Annotated in this window: 25 protein-coding genes and 1 pseudogene; 15 read left to right on the top strand and 11 right to left on the bottom strand. The window is 56.2% G+C overall.

The window, feature by feature from the left end; all coding sequences use genetic code 11:
• Window positions 1-28 precede the first annotated feature (28 nt).
• Entirely contained in the window at window positions 29-520 is a 492-nt protein-coding gene (locus tag EA473_RS18190) for a PaaI family thioesterase (protein ID WP_124197135.1), read from the top strand.
• A 383-nt stretch (window positions 521-903) separates the two neighbouring features.
• Here the strand turns inward: EA473_RS18190 and EA473_RS18180 are convergent, their stop codons facing one another.
• A complete protein-coding gene (locus EA473_RS18180) occupies window positions 904-1,320 on the bottom strand; it encodes a PIN domain-containing protein (protein WP_124197069.1) in 417 nt (138 codons plus the stop codon).
• Window positions 1,321-1,338: 18 nt separating this feature from the next.
• A complete protein-coding gene (locus EA473_RS18175; protein WP_124197068.1) occupies window positions 1,339-1,560 on the bottom strand; it encodes a hypothetical protein in 222 nt (73 codons plus the stop codon).
• 436 nt (window positions 1,561-1,996) lie between these two features.
• Between EA473_RS18175 and EA473_RS18170 the strand changes: the two genes are divergently transcribed.
• Window positions 1,997-3,007, top strand: coding sequence for a tyrosine-type recombinase/integrase (locus EA473_RS18170; protein ID WP_124197067.1), 1,011 nt, complete (start codon window positions 1,997-1,999; stop codon window positions 3,005-3,007).
• 100 nt (window positions 3,008-3,107) lie between these two features.
• Here the strand turns inward: EA473_RS18170 and EA473_RS18165 are convergent, their stop codons facing one another.
• Together EA473_RS18165 and EA473_RS18160 are read right to left on the bottom strand one after the other, a co-directional pair.
• A complete protein-coding gene (locus tag EA473_RS18165) occupies window positions 3,108-3,953 on the bottom strand; it encodes an endonuclease/exonuclease/phosphatase family protein (protein WP_124197066.1) in 846 nt (281 codons plus the stop codon).
• Window positions 3,953-4,672: a DUF429 domain-containing protein gene (locus EA473_RS18160; RefSeq protein ID WP_124197065.1), complete on the bottom strand. Its 720-nt coding sequence runs from the start codon at window positions 4,670-4,672 to the stop codon at window positions 3,953-3,955. The genes EA473_RS18165 and EA473_RS18160 overlap by 1 nt, the downstream gene beginning before the upstream one ends.
• A 154-nt stretch (window positions 4,673-4,826) precedes the next feature.
• Here EA473_RS18160 and EA473_RS18155 point away from each other — a divergent pair, with 154 nt between their 5' ends.
• The 5 genes from EA473_RS18155 to EA473_RS18135 all read left to right on the top strand — a co-directional run bounded on the left by EA473_RS18155 (window position 4,827) and on the right by EA473_RS18135 (window position 8,703).
• Entirely contained in the window at window positions 4,827-6,101 is a 1,275-nt protein-coding gene (locus tag EA473_RS18155) for an RNA-guided endonuclease InsQ/TnpB family protein (RefSeq protein WP_124197064.1), read from the top strand.
• 326 nt (window positions 6,102-6,427) lie between these two features.
• Entirely contained in the window at window positions 6,428-7,084 is a 657-nt protein-coding gene (locus tag EA473_RS18150) for a nucleotidyltransferase domain-containing protein (protein WP_124197063.1), read from the top strand.
• Window positions 7,081-7,563, top strand: a complete 483-nt coding sequence (locus tag EA473_RS18145) for a hypothetical protein (protein WP_124197062.1) — start codon at window positions 7,081-7,083, stop codon at window positions 7,561-7,563. Before EA473_RS18150 ends, EA473_RS18145 begins: the two co-directional genes overlap by 4 nt.
• Before the next feature lie 50 nt (window positions 7,564-7,613).
• Window positions 7,614-8,153, top strand: a complete 540-nt coding sequence (locus EA473_RS18140; RefSeq protein ID WP_243645301.1) for a hypothetical protein — start codon at window positions 7,614-7,616, stop codon at window positions 8,151-8,153.
• A gap of 166 nt (window positions 8,154-8,319) precedes the next feature.
• Window positions 8,320-8,703: a hypothetical protein gene (locus EA473_RS18135; protein WP_124197061.1), complete on the top strand. Its 384-nt coding sequence runs from the start codon at window positions 8,320-8,322 to the stop codon at window positions 8,701-8,703.
• A gap of 12 nt (window positions 8,704-8,715) precedes the next feature.
• Here the strand turns inward: EA473_RS18135 and EA473_RS18130 are convergent, their stop codons facing one another.
• From EA473_RS18130 to EA473_RS22845, 4 genes are read right to left on the bottom strand one after another with little or no spacing between them, the layout of a single operon-like run.
• Window positions 8,716-9,105 carry a type II toxin-antitoxin system VapC family toxin gene (locus tag EA473_RS18130; RefSeq protein ID WP_124197060.1) on the bottom strand — a complete coding sequence of 130 codons (390 nt, stop codon included), beginning with the start codon at window positions 9,103-9,105 and terminating at the stop codon, window positions 8,716-8,718.
• On the bottom strand, window positions 9,102-9,248 hold the full coding sequence (locus tag EA473_RS22410; RefSeq protein WP_165875324.1) for a hypothetical protein: 147 nt from the start codon (window positions 9,246-9,248) through the stop codon (window positions 9,102-9,104). Before EA473_RS22410 ends, EA473_RS18130 begins: the two co-directional genes overlap by 4 nt.
• A gap of 54 nt (window positions 9,249-9,302) precedes the next feature.
• Window positions 9,303-9,593 (bottom strand): DUF7692 domain-containing protein, encoded by a 291-nt coding sequence (locus EA473_RS18125; RefSeq protein WP_124197059.1) that lies wholly within the window; start codon window positions 9,591-9,593, stop codon window positions 9,303-9,305.
• Window positions 9,541-10,140: a hypothetical protein gene (locus EA473_RS22845; RefSeq protein ID WP_243645300.1), complete on the bottom strand. Its 600-nt coding sequence runs from the start codon at window positions 10,138-10,140 to the stop codon at window positions 9,541-9,543. The genes EA473_RS18125 and EA473_RS22845 overlap by 53 nt, the downstream gene beginning before the upstream one ends.
• Window positions 10,141-10,672: 532 nt before the next feature.
• Here EA473_RS22845 and EA473_RS18115 point away from each other — a divergent pair.
• The gene (locus EA473_RS18115; protein WP_124197058.1) at window positions 10,673-11,686 is read left to right on the top strand and encodes a tyrosine-type recombinase/integrase; all 1,014 of its coding nucleotides are present in this window, start codon (window positions 10,673-10,675) and stop codon (window positions 11,684-11,686) included.
• Between the two features lie 195 nt (window positions 11,687-11,881).
• Here EA473_RS18115 and EA473_RS18110 read toward each other — a convergent pair.
• Window positions 11,882-11,968 (bottom strand): annotated as a pseudogene (locus tag EA473_RS18110) (IS6 family transposase); the annotation flags it as partial.
• A 189-nt stretch (window positions 11,969-12,157) separates the two neighbouring features.
• On the opposite strand from EA473_RS18110, the gene EA473_RS18105 reads away from it, so the two are divergent.
• The 6 genes from EA473_RS18105 (at window position 12,158) to EA473_RS18080 (ending at window position 16,700) form a co-directional block, all read left to right on the top strand.
• Window positions 12,158-14,263, top strand: coding sequence for a bacterio-opsin activator domain-containing protein (locus EA473_RS18105; protein ID WP_165875323.1), 2,106 nt, complete (start codon window positions 12,158-12,160; stop codon window positions 14,261-14,263).
• Between the two features lie 86 nt (window positions 14,264-14,349).
• On the top strand, window positions 14,350-14,649 hold the full coding sequence (locus EA473_RS18100) for a HalOD1 output domain-containing protein (RefSeq protein ID WP_124197056.1): 300 nt from the start codon (window positions 14,350-14,352) through the stop codon (window positions 14,647-14,649).
• Window positions 14,650-14,654: 5 nt separating this feature from the next.
• On the top strand, window positions 14,655-14,837 hold the full coding sequence (locus tag EA473_RS23410) for a DUF7576 family protein (protein ID WP_449289218.1): 183 nt from the start codon (window positions 14,655-14,657) through the stop codon (window positions 14,835-14,837).
• Window positions 14,838-15,015: 178 nt separating this feature from the next.
• The gene (locus EA473_RS18090; RefSeq protein ID WP_124197054.1) at window positions 15,016-15,477 is read left to right on the top strand and encodes a response regulator; all 462 of its coding nucleotides are present in this window, start codon (window positions 15,016-15,018) and stop codon (window positions 15,475-15,477) included.
• Between the two features lie 199 nt (window positions 15,478-15,676).
• Entirely contained in the window at window positions 15,677-16,117 is a 441-nt protein-coding gene (locus EA473_RS18085) for a response regulator (protein WP_124197053.1), read from the top strand.
• A gap of 328 nt (window positions 16,118-16,445) precedes the next feature.
• Window positions 16,446-16,700: a hypothetical protein gene (locus EA473_RS18080; protein WP_243645299.1), complete on the top strand. Its 255-nt coding sequence runs from the start codon at window positions 16,446-16,448 to the stop codon at window positions 16,698-16,700.
• Between the two features lie 65 nt (window positions 16,701-16,765).
• On the opposite strand, the gene EA473_RS18075 is transcribed toward EA473_RS18080, so the two are convergent.
• Both EA473_RS18075 and EA473_RS18070 read right to left on the bottom strand, forming a co-directional pair.
• A complete protein-coding gene (locus EA473_RS18075; protein ID WP_124197052.1) occupies window positions 16,766-17,566 on the bottom strand; it encodes a TrmB family transcriptional regulator in 801 nt (266 codons plus the stop codon).
• A 294-nt stretch (window positions 17,567-17,860) separates the two neighbouring features.
• A complete protein-coding gene (locus EA473_RS18070; protein ID WP_124197051.1) occupies window positions 17,861-18,358 on the bottom strand; it encodes an Lrp/AsnC family transcriptional regulator in 498 nt (165 codons plus the stop codon).
• A gap of 612 nt (window positions 18,359-18,970) precedes the next feature.
• Here EA473_RS18070 and EA473_RS18060 point away from each other — a divergent pair.
• Complete coding sequence (locus tag EA473_RS18060; protein WP_124197049.1) at window positions 18,971-19,963, top strand: transposase; 993 nt, start codon at window positions 18,971-18,973, stop codon at window positions 19,961-19,963.
• Window positions 19,964-19,984: the final 21 nt, after the last annotated feature.

The raw sequence follows: 19,984 nt of genomic DNA, 5'->3' as shown, positions 1-19,984 counted from the left end.
CAAGGGCGTCGCCGGCGGACCGGAGGCCATGAGCGACGACCTGCAAGCGGCGATCGAGGAGTTCGACGACCTCGAGGGAGTCGTCCAGTACTACGTCGACGAACACCAGGAGTTTCTCTCGTGGCTCGGCACGACCGTCGACGACGTCGGGCCGGGAACGATGACGCTCTCGATACCCTACGACGAGAAACTGACGAACACGCGTCCGAACGGGACCGGCGACCGCCGGCCCGACATCCACGGCGGCGTCGCCGCGACGCTCGTCGACACCGTCGGCGGACTCGCACTCCGGACGGAACTCGAGGACCCCTTCGCGGCGAACGTCGCGACGATCAATCTGAACGTCAACTACCTCCGCCCGGCGACCGGAGACCTCTCCGCGCGTGCGGACGTGATCCGTGCCGGCTCGAGCGTCGGAGTCAGCGAGATCGTCGTCGAGAGTACGACCCCCGACGGCGAGACGCGCGAGGTTGCGACCGGACAGGGCGCGTACCGGCTCTTCCGTGACCAGGAGTCGTAGAATCGTTCACGTACCCCAGGTACCGTGAACTCGAATTCCGGTGGCACCATCGTTCGCCATTAGCAGATCACGACAGCAGGTTGCGTCTTCCAGTCCGCGTTTTACTGGTTAGGTGGATGGCATCTTGGAACAGTGGTGGACAACCCCACACGAAGGAAGATGCTCTGTGCGACTGATGCGGCGAGCACGGCCGGATTTGCGGACTTCGTGACCACTGGGACACAGGACGACGAGGAAGAGACCGAAGACACCGACTTCAACTCCGTGGACATCATTACGAAGGTGCCGTCGCGATGTCTGAGTACGCCCTCGAGGATGGTGAATCCAAACGCGTTTCTGATCTGGCGGAGGACATCATCGACGCCCAACAAGGGGAGATCGAGCTAAAGCGTGTCAAACGAGTTAATCACATCACTCGTCGAGTACGTGTCGACCAGGTCCTGCTCGTCGAAGTCAGAATCGTCGCTCCAGATGGCAGCTTCGCTGGCAATCGCACACGCGAGGTACAGCACATCGTCAGGGTCGGTGTCTCCGATTGCTTCGTCTGCCCTCTCGATAGCCGGATAGAAGTCGTCGGCAGGAACGACCTCGATGTACTGGAACAGGAGGTCGATGAATTGTGCCACTCGATCTGGTTCCATTCCGGATTTCTCCACGATCAGATCCTCGTAGTTCTCGACTTCGTCGTAGACGAACGCGGGCGTCAAGAGATCCGGTTCGAGTGTAACGATGAACTCCCGCGTCTTCGAGTCAGCGATGAGGGCAGAGATGACGACGTTGGCGTCGATGACCAGCTTCATTCGTCGAGTCTACTCCGATTATTCTTCGACGCGCTTGCGTCCACGTTCGTTGATCTTGTCGGCGATTTCCTGAACGTCGCGCTCGGAGAGTTCGCTCTCGCTGGTGAGTTCGTCCATCATTTCGAGCGCCTCGATCTTCTCCTGGATGGCCTGTCGTGTGACCTCGCTCCAGTTGATCTCTGGGTGCTTTTCCATTCGCGCTTTGAGGTCGTCGTCCACGTTGACCGTGATACTGGGCATACAAGAATCTATGGGCTCACAGAATACTGTGCCTTTCGGTGCATCCCATGTTGAACGCATCGAGCCCCACCGCGCTAGATAGGAGAAGAGTTCGAGTCGAGAGGGCTACAAAGTGCCAAATTCCACTGGCTCAGAACCCTTCACATTCTGGATGAGCCCCTCATCAGGAAATGAGTGAAATACCAAATTTAGCCGCCTCAACGGCTCAAAGATAGTTTTACGGGTGTCATGGGCCCAGACGGATTCGTAACTACGCCGACGGCTCGCTTCGCTCGCCGTCGTCTAGTTCGAATCCGCAGGACGTCATTCCGTGCTGCTCGCATCTGCTCGCAGCACTCCATGGGCCCTGACGGGTCTGCCTCGAATGGCGAGATAATTGGTGATCCGGAGACGGCGGGGTTGGTCGGGTTTTCGCGCGGTTCGCACCGACCGAACTATGAACCTCGAACCGATCGATCCGGAAACCGCAGTCGAACTGTACATCGCCGAACGAGAAGCGGACACCGCGGCCTCGACCATCCGCTCGCACCGCGCCCGGTTGAGCCACTTCGTCCGCTGGTGCGACGAGCGCGACATCGAGAACCTGAACGAGCTGACGGGGCGGACGCTGCACGAATACCGCCTCTGGCGACGGAACGACGGCGACCTCGCGAAGACGAGCCTAAAGTGCCAGATGGACACCCTCCGGGTATTCATCCGATTTCTCGGTACCGTCGATGGCGTCCATCCAAACCTTCACGAAAAGGTCCGATCGCCCGATCTCCACCCGGGCGAGGACGTCCGCGAGGTGATGCTCGACAGCGAGCAGGCCAAGGCGGTCTTGGAATACCTCGAGCGCTACGAATACGCGTCGCTCCCGCACGTGACGCTTGCGCTTCTCTGGCACACGATGATGCGGTTAGGTGCTGCGCGCACGCTCGACCTCAAGGACTACTCTCCGGAGGACCAGTGCCTGGCCGTCGAGCACCGACCCGAGACAGGGACGCCGATCAAGAAGGGGTCTCAGGGCGAGCGACTGGTTGCGCTGTCGGGGGAACTGTGCATGCTGCTCGACGACTGGCTGCGCGACCAGCGGCCGGATGTGACCGACGAGCACGGCCGCGAGCCGCTCCTGGCGACGTCACATGGCCGCGTCTGCAAGACGACCATCCGACGGTACTGCTATCAGTACACGCGACCGTGTGCCATCAGCCGAGAGTGTCCGCACGACCGAGACCCAGAGACGTGTGAAGCGACTAACAGCGGCCAGTTTTCCAAGTGTCCGTCGAACGTCAGCCCGCACGCTATTCGACGGGGGAGCATCACCCACCACCTGAACAGCGACGTGCCAGAGACGGCCGTCGGAGATCGAGCGAACGTGAGCCAGAAGGTGCTCGAGATGCACTACGATCAGCGGACCGAGAAGGAAAAGATGGAGCAGCGGAGGGAGTACCTGGGGAACATCTAACGGCCACGTTCTCGGGACCGGAAACGCGAATCGCTCTCCATCCGCAGCACGTCTCGAGCGGGAGCACCTCTTTTGAATCGGGCCGACGCGTCGCTCGACCTCAGACCTCGAAATCGGCGATGATCGGCGCGTGGTCGCTACAATCGACCGACTCGTAATAGCACCGGCTCGGACGGAGCGACGAAGAAGCAAAGACGTGGTCGAACCGTTTCGATTTCCAGCTCGTATCCTTTACACCGATCTCTCCGTACCCGTGCACGTATCGAAACGCATCCACCATGTCCAGGTGCCCGAGTCCTTTCAGGACGTTGAGCTCGGCATTCACCCACCTGTCTCGAACGTCGGCGTCTTTGTCGTACCCGAACGGAATCGCCTGGCCGTCCGGAAGTTCGCGACGAGGCGAGTTGAAATCGCCGGCGAGCAGCCGCGTCTCGGATCCCGCTTCCACGAGCCGTTCGTACACGGTTTCGAAGATTTTGATCTTCTCGTCCCCCCAGCTCCGGCCGGGTACGGCTCTAACGTTCCAGCACTCGATCTCGATGTCGGGAGTCTCCACTTCGGTCACCAGAATTTTCTCCGGGAAGTTGGTGCCGAACTTGCTTCGGTCGGTCCTCTCGAGATTCGGCCTGATCAGCTGCTCGTTCCTCCGCAGATCCCAGTCTCCGGCAACGGCGGTGATGTGACCGTTGTCGTGTCCGATGTCGCCGTGCGGCGGAACCGTCGACTCCGCGAGTTCCGCGGCCCACTCGCAACTGTGTTCGATCGAACTCAGACCGAGTCCTTCGAGACCGTCCTGCCACGCCTCGAGCCACTTCATATCTGCGCCGTATCGAGCCTCCTGCAGGAACAGAACGTCGACGTCGCATCTCTCTATTACCGCGAGCTGGTCCTCTATTCTCCCTTCTCGGTTGGAGGACTTGTTCACGTTCCACGACAGTACTCGCATCACCTACTCACCTCCAACGGGGACTCTGCTCTGTATACCATCTGCATGGGTAGCCGTCGTTGATCTTTCGGCGGATTTTCGGGGATCGTCCGGAGTTCGTCCTCGTTCGCACTGGCCGTGAGCGCGAGCGCCAGCGCGTCTAGCACGTCGTCCGCGGTGACGTCCGTGACGTCTCCCTCGTCTTCGTGTTCCGCGAGTTCGCGGGTGATCTCTCGAAACGTTTTAGCCGGGTCGTCCGCGACGTTCTCGAGGACGGAAAGCCGCTCTCCGAGTCCGACGGCGCTCGTTTTCGGGTGCTCGAGCTCTCCGCCGTTGAACGCGACGAAGCACACCTCTGGATGGGCTTCTTCGACTCGCTCGCGACGACGCTCCATTTCGGCCTCGTTTCCGGAATTGAGAAATGAGTCCATCTGGGCGATACCGGGCGCGATGTGATAGGCCTGGATCGAGAGCCCCTTCCCCACGATGTCTCGATTCGTCTCGGAAACGTCCTCGTGTGACTTACCGTCTCTCGCTCGTACGGCCGCTTGACGTGCCGGCGGAGTGAAAACGCTCGCCGACCTCGAACCGAGCGCGTTCCTCGCGAGCGTGTCGCAGCGCCGCCCCCGTTCCCCGGTTTCGTCGTCGTCCTCGTCGAAGAGTCCGATCGGCACGTCGACGAGTATCCGATCGGGTGTCCGATCGAACGATTCCCAGAGTTCCTCGAAATCACCGGCCAGAGTTATGGGAATTTCAAGGCTAAAACCCCGCCTTCAGGGCGGGGATACAGCTGACAACCCCTCCACCAACCACCGTCGATAGCATGGCCGGATATTCCACACCATTCGACATTATTAACAAAACGGCGTTCATAACCAGTTATGAAGCCAGAAAATGAGTCGAACCATCCGAACCTTCGAGGCCAGGATTACGAACCAGCAACAGGTTCGTGACGACCTCGACCAACTCGGATGGGCCGCCTCAAAACTCTGGAACGTCGGTCGCTACTACGCACAAGAACAGTGGGACGAAACGGGCGAGATTCCCGATGATGGGGAACTCAAAGCCGAACTCAAAAGCCACGAACGCTACACGGACTTACACTCTCAATCCAGTCAGCGCATTCTCGAAGAACTCGCTGAAGCGTTCAACGGCTGGTTCGGCAAGCGTCGGAACGGCGACGACCGTGCCCGACCGCCCGGCTACCGCAAAAACGGAGACTCCCACCCACGTTCAACCGTGTCGTTCAAAGCGGCTGGCTTCAAGCACGACGCACAGTTCACTCGTGTTCGCCTCTCAAAAGGACGTAACCTCAAAGAACACCGCTCGGACTTCATCCTGTGCGAGTACCAGACCCGCCCGGACGTTGACCTGACCGAGTGGGACATTCAACAGGTTCGTGCCGTCTACAAACGCGACGATTGGCGGCTTCAATTCGTCTGTCGCACCACTATCGACCCGGAACCGCCGGGTGACGGAGTGGCTGGTGTTGACCTCGGGATTTGCAACTTCGCCGCCGTTTCGTTCGGCGACGAATCAGTGTTGTATCCCGGTGGCGCACTCAAAGAGGACGAATACTACTTCACGAAGAAGAAAGCCAAGTGCGACGATTCCTCGTCCCGTGAAGCCACTCGTCTTGACCGGAAGCGGAGTGGTCGCCGGACACACTTCTTGCACGCACTCTCGAAGGCAATCGTAGAGGAGTGCGTCAAACGGGGTGTCGGGACGCTTGTCGTTGGCGACCTCGGCGGCATCCGAAAAGACGACGAGAACGGCGAACCCCGGGATTGGGGCGACCACGGCAACCTCGACTTGCACGGGTGGGCGTTCGACCGATTCACGACGCTACTCGACTACAAGGCGGAAGCAGAAGGCATCGACGTGGAGTTGGTGTCGGAACGCGATACGTCGAAGTCGTGTTCGGCGTGCGGCCACACAGAGGACAATCAGCGCGTCGAACGTGGACTGTACGTGTGTGAGAAGTGTGATACAGTTGCGAACGCGGACGTGAATGGTGCGGAGAACATTCGACAAAAGGTACTCCCGAGTCTCGCCACGGATGGCGGTGATAGGGATAACGGCTGGTTGGCACAGCCAGCGGTTCGCCTGTTCGACCGTGATGAGGGTGTTTTCGCCCCACGAGAACAGGTCGTGAACCGCGAACCGTAATATCCCAACGCGGTCGGGAATCCTCGCCCTTTAGCGCGGGGAGGATGTCAAGCAATCGTACTCTTCGTCTCGGTATTCTACGGCGAGCCAGTTCCCGGACGCCCAGTCGACGCCGACGGCGTGTTTCGATTCGCTCATCCGATCTCACCCTCGATTCGAAGTCCTCCGCCTTAACGTTCCGCGGCGAGACCACGAGCGGATCGCGCCCGTAATTCGAGTTCGTTTTCCGTTCCGATCGCAACTCTTCGCTTCCCGCCGTTCACGCGTTCACCCCTCGATCTAGCGGTGATTATATGTGGCATAACGCGTTACATGAGGTGTAACAGATGGCCGTAGAAGTACGACTACCGCTCCCGGACGATCAGGTCTTTCGGTACGCAGCGATGGACGAGGCGCTCGAGATACTCGCCCGTAACCCGTCCGAGGAGTTTTCGAACCGAAATCTTCAACAGCTGACCGGGTACGGCGGCCCCAGCGTCTCGAAGGCGCTCACCCTCCTCGAGTCGATGGGGCTCGTCGTCAGGCGCGACGCCGGGAATCGGACCCTCTACCGGATCGACGAGCGCCGGCTTCGCGACGCCGACGAGCCGCTTCTCGAAATTCCACAGGCGGAGTTTCGCGAGCCGCTCGAACGATTCGTCGAGCGAGTGGACGACGAAGTGCCCCCGGTCGCCGGAATCCTCTGCTTCGGCAGCGTGGCGCGCGGCGAGGCGGACCGCGCGAGCGACATCGACGTCTTCGTCCTCGTCGACGAGGACGAGGATCCGGTTTCGGCGCGACGAACCGTCTCGGATATCGTTCGGGACCTGGAGGACGAACCGATCGACGGCGATCGGTACGAGATCGAGGTCTTCGTCGAGTCGCCCGAGAGCGCCCGCAAGCGCGGCGAGGATTTACGGCCCGTCCTGCAGGAGGGGATTCCCCTCCTCGAAAGCGAGACGTTCCGGCGGGTGAAGCGTGACGTCTTCGGGGTGGACGAATGACGTCGACGGACCTCGAGGCGGCGCTTGCGGACGCTGAAGACGCGTTCCAGCGGAAGCCAGAGAACCCGGAGGTCGGACTCGAACACGTCTCCGATCCGGCCGTCCTCCAGTTGCGGAAGTCGTGTCGCCTCCTCGACGCCGCCGGCTTCTTGCTCGATCGAAACGGTCACTTCACCGTCATCATCGAGAGTTCGTTCGTCGCGATCGAACGCTCGATCCAGTTCTACGTCGAGGAGAAAGGGTACGACGTTGCCGGCCAGCGCCACACCGAGGTGTACGAGCTAGGGGTCAGGGCCGGTCTTTTCTCGCGGGACGTCGCCGACCGACTCGAGGAACTTTGGCGCGAGAACCGGTCGGAATCCTACTATCGGACCGGCGTCGCCGGCGAGTACCGGGCGCGGACGATCCACGGACTCGCGGTGCAACTTCACGACGAGATCGTTCAATTGACGCGGACCCAGGACTGCATCTGCGAGTGACCGCAGCCGACCCCCTAAGTACGACGAGAGGACCACGGTTCGATATTCGCGTGGAGGCCGGGGATGAGTTCTCGAGTTCAGCCAGCGGAACCGGCAAACAGGGCTACGAAACTCGGCAGAAGATGGCTCCGCTCGTCTACAAGATCCGCAAGTACGGTGGCGCGCTGATCTACATCGCTCACGGCGAGCGATCGGTCCATCCGATGCTGTGGCGCGTCGGGACGATCGTCAAGAAAGTCTCGAAGAAGAAAGCCGTCATCGCCGACGCGATTCGGAACGCCGAACTCGCCGATATCGAGGGTCAGGTCGAGGGCATCCCACCGACGGACTTCCGATACAACACGAAAGAGGCGTCTGACTGGTCGTGGTCGGCCTACGGCGAGGAAACCGATGATCTCGAGGCCGACGAAGCGGCCAAGATGACGGCGATCTGGACGGTAATTCGGTGCAAAGAGGACGGCATGACGGACCGTGAAACCGCTCGGTTCGTGCCATACAGCCACGGGTGGGTCAATTCTCGGTGGAACGAATACCGGAACGAGGGTCTGCACACTGAGACGCTTGGCAAGGTCGAGGGGGTAATCGGATGACAGCGCCGGGGTGGTTAGCTAGTTACGGTTACACACCCCCCGTTACAGTACAGCCCATCCCCCCATGCCCATCGCTCGCTCCCGACGGTCGCGACGCGTCCGATGGGCGGACGGCGTTGCACTCGGAGGAGTTGATATATAACGTCGCGCGTAGCGCGTGGTCTGCGTGAATCGTTCGAAACGAGCGAACCACTTCGGTACGATCTGCGAGAAGCGGATGTCCAAGAAGCGGCGCTTCACTCTCGAGCGATCGTCGGGGCACGATGCCCGCTTTCAGAACGGAACGCCGGTTGAGATTAAGAGCACCATGCTCGAGCACAGCGACGGCCAGCCGGGAAACTTCAAAATCTATCGGGCGTACCACGATCGGCTCCGACAGGCTGACGGCTGGTACTGTTTCGTTGTCTATCGACCGCACGGACGCTCTGGCTGCACGATTGTCAAGGATAAGATGGTAAAGGCGTCGAACCTCCCATTGCTCCAGTGGCATGGTGGCGGTGACCACCGTGGGACCGAGCAAGCGAAAATCAGTATTTCGGGCGTCTTCTAATCAGAATCGGGTTCATACCACTTCGTGCGGTGCTTTCGCTCCGTACTCTCGAAGCTCACTGTCGAAGGTAACGAGTGTCGCATCGACTGCGTTCGCCGCTGAGAGAACCATCGCATCCATCGGATACAGTAGCGTCTCTTCTTGGAGCCGATTCGCTTCGATCAGGTCGGAGGCGTCGGGAAACGTTACCGTCGTTCGGGATGCGACTCGTTGCTCGATTTGGTGGACTCGATCCCGTTCGATCCGTTTCTTTTTCGCGAGGACAGTACGAAGCTCCATGAGGTTGATCATGGAGGTATAGGTGTCATCACATTCGTTGAGTGCTGTGACGGCAGTTTCGGACCGCTCAGTGTCCCGAGTAACCGCTGCGACAATGACGTTTGTGCCGAAAAACAATCTCACTCGCGGACGTCACGGACCGCCTTGACGGAATCCACGTCAATGTCTACGGCCAGCTCCTCGAGCGCGTCACCGAGTGGAACCTCTTCGTCGTCGTCAGGATCACCGCCCATGAACTCAGCGAAGTCGTCGGTGGTGAGACTCATACTCGAGCATACAGGTGCTAGTTGCAAAAGCCTGCTGGTGACGTCAATAGGATGTTATTCGCCGCCCTTTCGCGTGACCGTGATCGAGGTGTCGACGTCGAAGGTAACGGCTCGAATCGAGAGCGTCTCGGCGATCTCCCGGCGCTGTTCTCGAGCCAGGTCGTCCCACTCGAGGACGTGGCGGGCCGCACGGACGAGCGTGTCGACGTCTTCGCAAGCGAACGCGACGGCGTTCGATCGGTTGCAGTCGTAGAACGTCGCGGCCTTCTCGATGGCGTCGTATCGCCACTCGTCACCCCCGTCGGTTCGGATTCGAACCGATCCGGGCGTCTGGTTTCGGACCATGCTCGTGAACTCGAGCCACAAATCCTAGATTTTTCCGGTCACTCACTCGGTGGTCAGTTATAAAGAGCGAAGCGGAAGGCGGCCGATCGGGGCGGACACCCCGGCCATCACGATGGAAACCAGCCGAATATGAACACGGCCGACTCGCGTTCGTGTTCATATTCGGGAAATAGATTCTTCGAACGTCCAACCCCTGGGGGAGTCCGGGCCGCGGAATGTAGACGACGAACAGGTACATCCCGCCCGCCTCGAGCAACCGGGAATGTGCCTCACGCTTGACGTAGAACCGCCCGCGCGTCGATCCGCTCCCGTTGCTCGTCTCTATCTGGCACCCTTTGATTTCGACCGGAACGCCCGGTTCGACGACCACAATTCCGTAGAACGGCAGGCTCTCGGCTGGTTCGAGAAGCGTCGTCGTTCGGGCATCATGCCACGTTGCGGTCCGGTCACCGACGTACTCGAGGGCGTCGATGGACTGAATCAGGTGCGCCTCGAGCGCATCGCCACTCGCTTTCGGACTCTCGAGGGCCGAGATTCGGGAACTCACTCGCGTTCACCCCCGTCCGTGAGCATCGGCGGTCGGCGTTCCGCTCCCGTCCGCTGTAACCGCCGTGAGCACCATGATTTGTGACCGGCTTCCGAATGTCCGTCGGTGAGTCGAGTACACCGGGCTTGGCACTCAGAGCAGCGGAATTCGCGGTCTGACGTGGGCTGTGGGCGTGACTGAATTCGACGGTGTAGCTCGTTGCTGTCAAGATCGGCCAGCAGTTCCTCGAGCGTCACAGCGACCACCTCGTTTCGGCTACAAAATTCGCCCGACAGCGAGGGGGTGCGTCGAGTCCGTGGTTGGGATCCGAATCAGAACCCGCCTCGACGGATCTTCGAAATGCGCCGCTCAGGACTCGAGAGCCAGAATAACGTACGATTCCGTTTCGAATAGGAATCGTGGGGTGAGTGAATGGGCCCTGACGGGGAACATCCAAAATCTTCGGGGCCATCAGCTAGCTGTTAGGCGACCAGACAAGCGCTAACATGCTTGTTCAGAGATTGCTGTCTTCTGCCTTCGTGAGTGAGACGACATGACAACCGAACTCGAACCGCTTGGCCCGGAGACGGCCAAGCAGATGTACCTCGATGAACGGCAACAGGAACTCGCGGATGCAACCCTGCAATCACATGACTACCGGCTCAAGCAGTTCGTACAGTGGTGTGAAAACGAGGAGATTGACAACCTGAACGAGTTCTCCGCACGCGATATCCACAGATTCCGAGTCAAACGACGGAACGAAGACGAACTCGCCACTGCATCCATGAAAGGACAACTGGCGACCTTACGTGTCTTCCTCCGGTTCTGTGCGAGTATCGATGCAGTGCAAGCAGGACTCGATGAGAAAATCATCCTACCGACGACCACAGCTGATGACGCACGCGACAAGTTACTCAGCAGGGATCGCGCTCAGAAGATTCTGGACCATCTCGAGCGGTACCGATATGCAAGACTCGAGCACGCGCTGCTCGAGGTACTCTGGCATACCGGGCTTCGAATCGGTGCTGCGACCGGAATCGATGTCGAGGACTACAGACCCGACGATCAATACCTAGCGTTAGTCCACAGACCAGACGAGGGAACCTCTCTCAAGAACGGCTCGAAAAGCGAGCGGCTGGTTGCGTTGAATGATCGCGTCTGTCTGGTCCTGGACGACTGGCTCGAGGTCAACCATCCAGGGGTAGTCGATGACTACGGTCGAACTCCGCTATTTGCGACGAAGCGTAGTCGCCTCAGCCGCAATCGCGGACGAACGATCGCGTACCAGTATACGCGCCCGTGTGTATACGAGAACAAGTGTCCACACGACCGGAATATCGGCAAGTGCGAAGCACACCCGACAGAGTATGCTCACAAGTGTCCGTCAGCACTGAGCCCGCATCCCGTTCGTCGGGGGTCCATCACGCATCATCTCCAGTCAGATACCCCTGAACGCATCGTGAGTGATCGAATGGACGTTGGGATGGACGTACTGGAGCGACATTACGATCAACGGTCTGCTCGAGAAAAACTCGAACAACGTCGACAGTACCTTCCGGATGGATAGTACCTACAAGATGACGTAGTGTATCGTAGACTCAAACAGTAACTGTTCGATCGAGTAGATACAGAAACGAACCGAATACCTCGCTGACATTGCCCTCACGTGGAGGGTCAAAGATGTTAACGATACTGACAACCAATTTTGTTATTAATAGGTATGAATCATTAAATTTCTCCATGAACGGTATGAGGGAACTGTCTAGTTCAGCACCTCCTCAGCTGGCGTTCGGCCATTGAGCGCTTTATTCGGTCGATAGTGGTTATAATAGTGTCTAAAGCATCTAATCCTTTGACACAGAAGTAAAACTCATCTGTCACTATCCTTCCCACGGTACTATGGTCTATGTGCCCATCGAAAGGCCTTCACAGAGATCTCCTTCTGGTTGCTGTTCTGAAGTCACCTTGCCCCAGTTGTTGGATAAGAAGACAGAATTCAAGCCAAATATTCAAGCCGAATGCTGGCGAGAATCCTCTATTGACTTCGAATCACTCCTCCGACGAACGACATTTTGAACGCCTTGTTCAGACCGCAAATACCGGGGTTCTCATCGTCTCTTCTGACGAAACGATCCAGTACGCAAACCCGTACGTGGAAGACATATTTGGGCATTCACCAGATACACTTATTGGGAAGCCCTTTAGCGAGTTACTTTCGGAAAACACTGATGAGACGGATCAGTCTGAGATCGAAGCTCACGTACCTAATTCAGGTGAGCATCAGAGCACACAGACGGTTCAACTTCGAGGTCGCCATAGTGAGGGTCATAAACTCTTCCTAGACGTCGTCTTCTCTGCCTTCGAAGGCGATGATTCCCAATACGTCTCTGCGATTATCCGTGATATAACTGACCACCGCTTTCTGGAAACACAGCTGAAAGCATTAACTCATCTTTCGCGTGAACACAAAACTGCTGACTCTTCGAGTACCATCTGTGACTCCACAGTTACCGCTGCCAGCACACTATTCGAGCAACCGATTGTAGCGATTGAATTATACGATGACGAAGCTGGTCGTCTCGAACCGTGTTCTTGGGCGTCTGAGGTAGATAATCTGACGACTGACGGGCGATTGTTTAGGGATGATCGGTCGCTTCCATGGAGTGTATTCGCCAAACAAGAGACACAGGTAATCCAAGACCTTTCAGCCAGCGATGAGACTGACACAGAGAAAACACCGCTTCAGAGTGTCCTTATTCACTCTATCGGATCACATGGTGTCTTCATAGTCGGTGCAACTGACGCTCAAGCGTTCAGCGAGTCGGACACTGCACTGGCGAATCTTCTCGTTTCAAACACCTACGCAGCGCTCGACCGTATTAGCCGTGAACACGAACTTGAAGAGGAAAAAGAAGAACTTGAAGAGGAGACGCAGGCATTAGACCGCGTCCAACGGCTCAACAACGACATTCGAGACCTCACGAAGGTGCTTACAAACTCTCATACCCGTCCGGAGATCACTGAGGAGATTTGTACGAGACTTGCAGCATCTGAGCCGTACGAATTCGCGTGGTTTGGGGCGCTTGATCCTGGGAGTAACGAAGTCGTTCCGGAGGCCTTTGCTGGGAACGGTGATACGTACCTCGATGGGGTCACAATCACGGTCGATGAAGAGTTGACAGAGACCGATCACGAGCCGATTGGGCATGCAATTCACGACCGAACACCGCAGGTGGATAATAGTATCCAAGAGGACCCGCCGTTCGAATCGTGGCGACAATCAGCGATCCAGCACGGATACCGATCAACTATTGCAGTTCCAGTCGTCCATCAGGACACGCTATACGGAATATTATCGCTCTACGCCACAGAGTCAGGTGTCTTTGATCAGTTAGAAGTCGCTGTGCTTCAGGAATTTGGTGAGATGATCGGATACGCTTTGAATGCGGAGGAACGAAGGCAGGCGTTCACGAGCGAGCAATCCGTCGAACTTGCGTTTGAGGTTCACGAGAGGACGGATTCACTGTTCGCTATGACGACCGAAGTGGCGGGTGAATTCCACCTCGAAAACCTTGTTGAACGTCGTGATGGCAGAACAACCATGTTCTTTGCTAATAAGGGAGGCGACCCGCAAGAGGTAGTCAAATGGGCTGACAACCAGTCCGATATATCGAATCTCCGGCTGCTTACCGACCGTGATGAAGAGTGTTTGTTCGAGTGTGTCTTGGAAGAATCGACCGTTTGGTCGCAACTCCTTCAACGTGGAGCGATGGTTATTGATGCGGTTGCCGATTCCGATTCGACACGGATTGTGATCCGTATTCCACGAAGTGCCGATCCGCGCGCATTTGATGCACTCTTAGAAGAGCGTCTCGGGGATGTCGATCTGGTTGCTCGCCGGGAATACGACGAACCGATCATGACCGCCCAAGAATTCGAAGCAGAATATAGAGACCGACTCACCGAGCGCCAAGACGAAGTCTTGCAAACGGCGTACTATGCAGGGTACTTTGAATGGCCACGCGAGACGAAATCGGGAGAGTTAGCAGATATTCTCGGGATTGCGCAACCGACTGTGAGCCGTCATATCCGAGCAAGCGAAGACGAGTTCCTTTCGATGGTCTACGAAGACGAGGCCGAGTAGGACTATGATCATAGCCCCTTCTCAGTCCCCGGAGTAACGTAATACTGGCAACCCCTACCTGTTGAGGTCCGTAAGTGGGAGTGTAGATGTCACAGTCAACCTTCACGCTCCCTGAATCAGCACCAGTCAGTCAGCGAGTAACACACGCGGTCGCAGAAGAGGTAGATACTGACCCGTTCGATCTTGACCCGCTCTTCAACGTCATCGACCCAGAGAGTCTTAATGCGCTGTTCGAACCAACGAACACGGGCTCTCATCGTACCACGGGATCAGTGGCCTTCGAGTACGCCGGCTGCGAAGTGACTGTCTCCGCAGATGGAACTGTAGATGTGACCGCCCGTGGGGCTCGGACAGAGTCACAGGGTAATCCAACGAGCGTGGACTGATTCATATGGAGACACACAACACAGGGGAATCAGTTACGAGATGTGAGTACTGTGGTGAGGTGATCCAGACAGACGATTGGCATCCCGCACTCATCGTTAAAAACGACGAATCGCACGTGCTCACGTTCTGTGAGCCGAAATGCCGGAACAACTGGCAACAGCAGCCGCCCGAAGAAACCCCAAAATGAAATACTGCCTCCACTGCGACTGGTACACGAGCGAAATTGACGGCACAGATCAAGATGACCAATCCCGTAAAGCAGTGAATCACTTCGTCGATACGGGACACTCAATTGACACTGTAGATACTTCCTCGGTTCCCTGGAACGATCTACAGCAACAACTTCTTATGAAAGAAATTAAAGCATGAGTAAGAGAGTATCCTCCGCAGGCACTAACTCACCGTTTGATATTCTGCTTGTCGAAGACAACCACGGTGACGTTCGACTTTTGCGAGAAGCGATGCGAAGGGTAGAATTCGATCAAAAAATCCGTGTTGTCACGGATGGAAGAGAAGCATTGGACTTCGTCCATCAGCGAGGTGAGTATACGGACGCCCCGCCCCCTGATCTCATACTACTTGATTTGAACCTCCCCCAGGTCAACGGGATCGATGTATTATGTGAGCTTGACGATGACGTAGACCTATCGTGTATCCCCGTGATTATCCTGACGAGTTCTCAGGCAGACGAAGATATTCGTCAAGCGTACGAGTGCGGTGCAAATGCGTATCTGACGAAGCCAGTGGATCCAGATGAATTCATTGAGTTGGTACAGTCACTCCGTGATTTCTGGTTACAATCAGTTGAACTCCCTGTGATGAACTAGAATATTAGTTACGTTGTCAGTAAATAGTAGCGTGATTTCTTTATTTAGTCTCGAACCTGAAACTGAAACAGGCGATTCGGTAACTATGTCTGCTTATTGATCACTAATCGCCAGAAATTGTTGATACTGAAACCTTGAATGTCTGCGTAGTAGGTACTTCACCGAATCGCTTATGGCCATTAACCCAGATCATTACACCATGAGTGATGAGTCAACTGAGGCGGTGATACTATTGGTGGAAGACAACCCCGGTGATATTCGTCTCATCGAAGAAGCCCTCTCAGACGGTAACATCGGAAATACACTCAACACCGTCAGCGATGGCCAAGCAGCACTCGACTTCATCTATCAACGTGGAGAGTACGAGGATGCTCGCCGACCGGATATCGTACTGCTTGACCTGAATCTGCCGAAAGTGGCCGGTGAGGACGTTCTCCACGAGATCAAACATCACCCCGAACTAGGTCATGTTCCCGTGATCGTCCTGACCGGGCTGGATGAGGGCCTGATTGAATCCCGTGATCTCAATGACGATGCAGATGAAGACGCAGTCCTCGAAAAACCAGTTGACCCCGGTGAATTTGTTGAAGTGATTCGGTCATTCGAGCAGTTCCGGTTGGCAATTATGATAGACAATTGATCGGTACAGCTTCTGTGATAACTCCTTCTCCTCTCTTGCACACTTCACCCGACCTGCCAGTAGCTGGTAGAACGGAAATGCAAGAGAGAATTGGTACAGCAATCCAACGTTGCTTCCTTCAAGTCACCTGAACTAAATAACCCACTCATAAATCCACGAACTGAACAGCGATCCGATTCACCCAGTTAATCAAAACTCGACCCTGAGTGAAATGTTAGTGGGTTTGAGAGATTTCCGACTGTAGACTCACCTGAACATGAAAAAGATCCACGATGATTTATACGCTGTACTGTCGAACGTACATCGGCGGCACCTGTTATTTGCCTTATTGGAGAACATCCCCCGAACACAGGTACTGAGTGACCTCGACACGCCACCTGACACCGCACTCGTTGATGAGACAAATCGTATTGAATATGACCACGTTCATCTGCCCAAATTAGCCGACTACGGGTTTATCGAATGGAGTCACGGGACGGATCGCGTCGAACGGGGGCCGCGTTTCGACGAAATCGAACCTACCCTGGAACTGCTGGCTGCACATCACGAGGGCCTCCAGGACAGTGACATACTCCAGAGGTAGCTCACTGTATCGCATCGTGCCACGAGCGACCGATTCCCTGACCGGTTGAATACTGGGGGTGCTGGTTAGTCTCCCTCGAACAGCTTGGGATCAGCACCTGTCTCCAAGCCCGTCGCCATCAGCCGCCGGGCGATGACGACTAAACCATTGGTGAAGCCCCTGCCGAACACCGCTCTCTCAGTTTCAGCCGCATTCGAAGCACCCTCGTGTACCGAACTGACGAGAATCGTGTTGCGGTCGATCAGGATCAGTCGGCTGATCGTCGTGTCGTCGGTGCTGTCGGTCGGATTATTCTTCAGCCACTCCAGTTCGGAGACGAACACGTGGGCGTCGGGGAGCGCCTCCTGAACGGTCTCACGGAGATGTTCAGAAACGGTTCCGACGACGACCGTGATCCCCGTCTCCTGGGCTGCTTGAAGATGCGTGACTAACTCCTTCGTGAGAACCTCTTCACGGCCAACGACGAACATGATCTCCTCTCCAGCCCCATCGATGAATTGTTGTGTTCGAGTTGCGATTGCGGTCTGTCCCGTCAACGCCCAGACCTCGTGTGACACTTCTTCGTCATCACCTGCTGGCACTGGGTTGATCCCTTCGACTGCCTCGATGAGTGTCTTCGTCCGTGATTCGTACTCTTGACGGAGTGTCTCGGCTCCCTCATCGATCGGGACGGCCCAAAACTGCTGGGGATTCGAGTGCTGGATCTCCACGAGTCCTTTTGTTTCCAACACGCGAATCGCGTCGTACACACGTGTTCGAGGAACCTCAGAGGTTTCACTGATCTCTTTGGCCGTTCCCTTTGGCATCCGTGATAAGGCAACGAAGCACTTCGCCTCGTACTCTTTCAGACCCAGTTGCTGGAGCAATTCGACCGCTCGTTGATGATTAGATAATTCGTTCATGGGTCCCAACCATGGTACCGGCGTGGCCGGTACTCTCTCCGCTGTTGTTTCGGCACGCACAAGAGAGTTCCTGTGGTACCGACCACTCTCGAATATACTTCATACTGATTCGAGTCGCTCAACGACTGTGAATCTTATTTAATTAGTGGCTGATGTATTGCTATTTCAGCAAATTTATTGGCAGTATTCCTCAAAAACTGAATTAGCTGGTGTGGAAATAAGAAAAATACCGTTTTAGATTGCGGATATAACAGCTAGTTACTCATTAGGGCCGTCTGTGGTTCCTTCATCCAAATTCGTAAATTGGAAGTGATTGAACGGTTGCATCTGTCGTCGTTTCATGAGTTCAGAGCTCTCGACTTCGAGCCCCAGTTCATGGATCGCATCCGAAATGCGGGAGATATCGGTCGTATCCGTTGCGACAATCTCGATGTGGACGTTTCGGCGTCCGGTCATCATTTCGCGGACATCAATCACGCCTTGGACGTTCATGACCTTGTCTGTTAACTCTCCCCGTCTGACTGCTGGGGCAGTACAGACAAAGAGGACGCGTAAGGAGAGATTCGCCGCTTCGTAATCAATTTCTGGGTGATACCCCAAGATGACACCGTCAGATTCGAGCTGATCGATTCGATTACGAACGGTGCTAGGTGAGACGCCAACCGTCTCACTGATCTCTTGAGCAGTGGTGTTGCGAGCTTCTCGTTGGAGCATGTAGAGGATGCCTTTGTCGGTTTCGTCCAGTTCTCGGCCCATAGTGCCCTTACGATGCCGTGGCCTATGTACCCTGATGTCACCAGTTCGACGCAGAACGACTAGGCAGTTCTACCACCGGCAATCCGTTAACTCAGATAATCACAGTAAGATTATATCGGACTACCCCGAACACTCATGTGGCACGGAGTTCGGTAGGGTCCCAACCACTGATCTTCCGTGCTACTGCTGTTCAACCACTCTGCATATTTTGAGAGACTAGTGAGGCCACTGCGAAGAAAGACAGGGATGGAAAGCTTTGTCGAAAGTCCATTATATAAGCGCAATGCTCGTGAAATGAGTGCTTGTCACGATTGCGAACTATCCATCAGTCAATTTCCTCATTTTGGGGGACGGTATCAGATGTATCTCCAATAACTTGGAACTCCGTTGACCCACACTCGCAGCCAGTTCTCGTGCCAATTGGTTGAATCGTCCCATTGCTCCAGATCTCGGCAGCATAGGCGGAATCGCAGGATTCACACGTGGCGACCGTTCTTTCACGCTCCCCATCCGGCATTTTACCAAACCGACGACTGCCAACAGCATAACTTTTGTGTGAGGGTGTCATAGAACAGTTCTCATACCAGAGAGCAGGGTGAACGCTGAGGTGGTATGAGCCCAGCGACCCTGCAAGAGAATCCTACGGTAGAGACGTTCTTCAATGTCGTGGAAACCGAGACGCTAGCGCTGTTTGAGCATCTCTCCTTCGAGTTTCTCGAAGAGTTCGACGTGTTCGCCCCGGCGGAGACGGGGCGAACACGAGATCATGAACCACCCGAGATGATGCGTGCCTTTTTGCACTGCTACTACAAGAACATCTACGGCATTCGTCCGGTTGCGCGAGAACTGAACAACACAGTCGTCTGGCTCAGCTGTGGCTTCGATCGACCGCCGTCGAGAGACGCGGTCGATCGCTTCCTCACCGATCTCGAACACGTCATCGACGAGATTTTCGACCACCTCGTCGAGCAGGCCGCCTTGCGGGGCCTGCTCGACTTGACCTACTCGATTGATTCGACAGACGTGAGAGCGATGCCTGCCGATCCAGACGCATCGAAATGCTACGATCCAACGGCTGAAGAGTACTACTACGGCTACGGCTGCACGATCGTTTCGACCGGGTCGAAGATTCCGATTGCAGCTGAATTCACCGAGAGCAAACAAGCGCCAGAAGAGACGGCGATGCGCGTCACCCGTGACGCGCTCGCCGTCGAAACACCGATCTGGATGCTTGGAGACAGCGCCTATGACACACTTGACTGGCACGACCACCTGCTGGCCGCAGGGGTCGTGCCAGTCGCCCCATACAACCCTCGAAACACCGACAACCCGAAAGACATCGAGTACAGGGTCGAAGACCGCATCGAGGAACACAGCGAGGACGTTCAGCTGAAGCAATCGACGCTAGACGAGACGTATAACCGCCGGACAGGCGTCGAACGAACCAACGAATCAGTCAAGGACTGCGGCCTCGGGCGAACGCACGCCCGAGGCCGCGTCCACGCACGAGCGCAGGTGTTCCTCGCGCTGTGCCTTCGCCTCGTCGTTGCAATTACCAACTACGAACGCGGAGACAATCCGGGAAGTACGATCATCACGGTGTGACAAGAGTTCTATGACACCCTC

Origin of the sequence: Natrarchaeobius chitinivorans (assembly GCF_003841505.1) — an archaeon.
Taxonomy (GTDB): Archaea; Halobacteriota; Halobacteria; order Halobacteriales; family Natrialbaceae; genus Natrarchaeobius; species Natrarchaeobius chitinivorans.
The sequence above is the reverse complement of the archived record's forward strand: the minus strand, read 5'-3'. Positions and strand labels throughout refer to the sequence as shown.